Raw genomic sequence first — 3,983 nt, 5'->3', positions numbered from 1 at the left:
CGCCCCGACGTTCTTCTCGAAAACCCCACCATGGGTGATCCAGGACAGGCCGCAGGCCTACCTAAACCACCACAGAGTCAGCACGAACGTCCTCTAAAAGTGCGTTACGCGAGCTGATGCCCCTTTCGTCGTTGCGATTGGATGAGGTCTGCTGGTCGGCGGGGCATTGTTCGGTCTACGGGCGCGGCCGGGTGAACAAGCCGGGTGCGGTTTCGACGAGGATGCCGCGGCTGGCCAGGCGTTTGAGTTTGGCGCGGACGTTTTGGATGCCGTTGGGCGTCAAGGGCAGGTCCATCGCCAGCGCCAGGTCGCGGGCGCGTAGAGGGCCCTCGGCCTGGCCGAAGACGGTGAGGATCTGCTGGTAGTCGGGATGATCGAAGCCGATCAGCGGCGCATCCGGCGTGATCGGGGCGGGGTCGGCTTGGGCGAGGGACAGGAGGGTCTTGCGGCTGATCCGCAGGTGCTCGGCCTCCTGGCCGAGTTCGCCCAGCCACGTGGTCAGGGTGTCGAGTTCGGCCTGGGTCTGCTCGATCTGGCAGGTCAGGGCCTGTTCTCGGGCATCCAGCCGGTCCAGGAGCCAGGTTCCGGGGTCGGGCGGTCGGGCCTCGGGCCTGGTCATGTCCACCGCCAGGACGGCGTCGAAGGGGTCAGGCGCCGAGACATCACGTCCGTCATCGCCCAGTACACCCGTGATTCGGAGCTGGACGGGAGATGCTCGTAGTCGCGGACCAGGCGCCGGTGGAACATCAAGATCCCGTAGGTCTGCTCGACGACCCATCGTTTCGGCTGGGGCACGAAGCCCTTGCCGGCGGGGTTGCGTTCGACGATGTCCACGTCGATCCCCAGGTCGGCGCCATAGGCAACGACCGCGTTCTTGAATCCCTGGTCGACCAGCGCCTTGGTCACGGTGCCCTCGGTGGTGGCGGTGACCCGGTCCAGCAGGGCGATCCCGGCGGCGTTCTCGTGAGCTGAGGCGGTGAGCACGACGACTGCGATGACCAGGCCCAGCACGTCTACGGCCAGGCCCCGCTTGCGGCCCGGCACCTTCTTGGCGACGTCCCGGCCGGTCGTTTCGGCGGGAACCCCGGCCGCGACGTGGACGCTTTGGGTGTCCAGCACGACCAGGCTCGGGTCGGCTAATCGCTTCTTCTGTTCACGCAGATGCCAGCGCAACAGGTCGTGGATCGTCTTGTCGGTGCCGTCATCGCGCCATTTGGCGAAGTAGTAATACGTCGCGCCCTTGGGCGGCAGGTCGTGAGGGAGATAGTCCCATTGGACGCCGGTTCGTCCCTGGTAGCGGATCGCGTTAACGATCTCCCGCATCTCGTAGTTGCCCTCGTGGCCGCTGACCGAGGGGTGCGCGGCCTTCCACGCCGTCAGAACCGGCTCGATCAACGCCCACTGCGCGTCGGTTAAGTCGCTCGGGTACGGCTTGCGCTCAGTCACCGTGCCATCCCAGCACGCCGGGACCCACCGACTGGCGGTAACGCTACAAATCCACACGATCACATAACGACATCACGGAAAGAGGCTCACGTAACGCACTCTTACATCATCTCTGTCAGTCGACTTCGGGTGGGAGAAGAGCGTGGGTAACCTCTGCGACAAGTTCCTTGTCAAGTCTGACGGCCGTATCCGCAGGTCAGCGCTTGTCAGGCTTGCTCACAGGCTCACGCTCGCGCGGCGTGCGAGGGCGCGCAAGCCGGATAGTTTGCTGTGTCGGTCGCGGTGGAGCAACTCGGTGATTACCTCGCGGGTGCCTGGACGCTGGATCTCGGGCGGAGCGATTTTCTCAGCGACCAGCAGGGCGCGTACCGAGCGGTCGGTCTTTCCCCACAACATGTATGCCTCAGCGACGCCCGTGTAGTAGCTGACGCGGCGTTCCTGCGTTGGGATTTCGTCTGGGTTGATGGCTTTGGCGTGCTCAATCGCGGTGCCGGCATCCCCAAGCACGATGGACACGCCGATTTTGTAGGTCGCAACATGACCGGGACTGAGGACGAGGTTGGGAGCAAGGGGAGCGGCTTCGTCAGCCGCTTGCAGCATTTCCGTTGCCGAATGTCGATCTTCCGATCGCGCGGCGGCTATTGCTCCCGTAGACATCAACGTTCCGTATGCCCCCCAAGCGGGTGCTGGTGCGCCGTCGAGTCGCGGGCGGAGCCATTCAGTTGCGCTTAGGGCGATATCGCGCGCCTTCCGGTAGTCCATGGCCCGGTGACAGAGACTTACGAGGTCGCGGTGTGCCTCGCCGATGGCTCGAAGATCGCCGCTAGCGTCCGCGGCCTGCTTACCTTGATGTGCGGCTATCCAGGCATATGGGGATGCACTCAGCTTGATCAGCGTGCGCGTGGCCAGATGGTAGACCTGTGCGGCAACGGCGAGCTCCGCAGGTTCGGACGCCATGCGGGCAACGGGGATCAAATCGGCGAGATGATCAGCTAGATCAACGTAATGAGCTGCGGCGAAGTCTCGTTGTGCGCGGGTTACAGCACGGGCCAGAGACGCAGGGTAAGGCGACGTGGGCACTGTAGGCGCGTTGGGGATCAGAGCATCACGCAGACGCGCAACGGTCGCCATGCTCTGTTCTGGCTGGCCAGCTATGTCGGTCAGTCCGACTCCGGCGGCAAGCGCTGCGCTCTTGAGGAATGTGCGTCGCTTCGTTGCCTCACCTCCTGAACGTGACACCAGCATAGGCGGACCGTTCTCGTAGTCGCGAATCCAGGCGGCCACGAGTTGCCCCCTAGCGTTGAGCGCCTGGTCGGCCAGTTCCGCGAGTGTCCGTTCAGGGTTGCGTAGTCCTCGCTCAACGCGGCTGAGATAGCTCTTTGAGAAATAGGTCACCTCTTGCAGGCCGGAGAGCGAAATCTTCTGTTTGTTGCGGAGGTATCGAAGGTTTTCGCCAAATTTCACGGTTGCCTCCAGCAGTTGCCCCGTTGCCTGGCGCGGGCAACCTCTCGTACTGAGATACGTCCATCACACATGCTGAATCAAGCCTGCACCACGGTGCTGCGAGATCTGCCGAATCGCAAGAAATAGCTCATGAGGATAGTCGGACCCGTCTCGATGGACGAGCATCGGACGGCTCTTGATCGCATGGAGGTGCTACCCAAGTGATCCACGTCGAGCCCAGGTATGCGGGTCACCATCTTCCTCCCCATCAGGCTGCCCGGCGTCTTGTCGTGGAGCTGCTGAAGCGTGGCGTCAGGTGTGAGTTGCTGGCCAGTAGCCGGACGTGTGCGTGGGTGTCGGTCTGCGGTGGGCTTACCACCACGTGCACCGGTAGCGGGTTCACGTGGATCAACGGCAACCGGGGTTGCGAGCCCGTGTACGCGAGTGTTCCGGTTGATGATCCGGTGACCGCCGCTACCCGCATCGCTGCGCGGCATGACGTGCTGGCCGTCCAGCACCCCACGCGCGGCCGTGCGGCCGTAGGGAACGCGTCAGTGGTGGGGCCGCTGTGAACGTGCCTGTGGGAATCGTCGTCCCGTGTGCGTCCGGTGCGGAGGCCGACGTGCCGACCGAGGTTGCGGCCCTTACCTTGGTGCGGCCTGGCTGCCAGGTGCATCATTGCCGGGAGGCGCACTGGTGCGGGCAGAGGCACTGCCTCAACCACTGCGGCTCCATCAGGTGTTCCACCTGCTATCCGCCGCTGTGGCCGGGCGACGTCTCGCGCTTCACAGCTCTCGCTCTTCCCGTCGCGTGCGGGCCCTACGCCCCGTACCTCGCCGCCGCGTTGCTCGTCGTCAGGCGCGAGGTTGCAGCGGCGTAGGGCGGGAACCGGGGCGCGTACCCCCACGGACGTCATCGGGGTGCGCGCCCCCTCACCTTGCCCCCGCTTCGGCTCGACGCCTCCTGTCCGGAGCGGGACTCCCTGTCCGACCGTGCCCCTGCGGCGGTCGGCCTCGCGCCCCTGGCAACGAACCACGGGCCGGGGGCGCGAGGGGTCTGCGGGCGGCGTGACCGCACCCCGCCGCCCGCAGACC

3 protein-coding genes are annotated in these 3,983 nt (G+C 65.1%); all 3 read right to left on the bottom strand.

The features are described from left to right. Positions 1-175 precede the first annotated feature (175 nt). The gene (locus ACFWYW_RS59005) at positions 176-619 is read right to left on the bottom strand and encodes a hypothetical protein (protein ID WP_379641466.1); all 444 of its coding nucleotides are present in this window, start codon (positions 617-619) and stop codon (positions 176-178) included. Beyond that, positions 616-1,446: an IS5 family transposase gene (locus tag ACFWYW_RS59000; RefSeq protein ID WP_379641465.1), complete on the bottom strand. Its 831-nt coding sequence runs from the start codon at positions 1,444-1,446 to the stop codon at positions 616-618. Before ACFWYW_RS59000 ends, ACFWYW_RS59005 begins: the two co-directional genes overlap by 4 nt. A gap of 216 nt (positions 1,447-1,662) precedes the next feature. Next, complete coding sequence (locus ACFWYW_RS58995) at positions 1,663-2,910, bottom strand: helix-turn-helix domain-containing protein (protein WP_379628218.1); 1,248 nt, start codon at positions 2,908-2,910, stop codon at positions 1,663-1,665. Positions 2,911-3,983: the final 1,073 nt, after the last annotated feature.

The organism is Nonomuraea sp. NPDC059023, from assembly GCF_042740095.1.
Taxonomy (GTDB): domain Bacteria; phylum Actinomycetota; class Actinomycetes; order Streptosporangiales; family Streptosporangiaceae; genus Nonomuraea.
The sequence above is the reverse complement of the archived record's forward strand: the minus strand, read 5'-3'. Positions and strand labels throughout refer to the sequence as shown.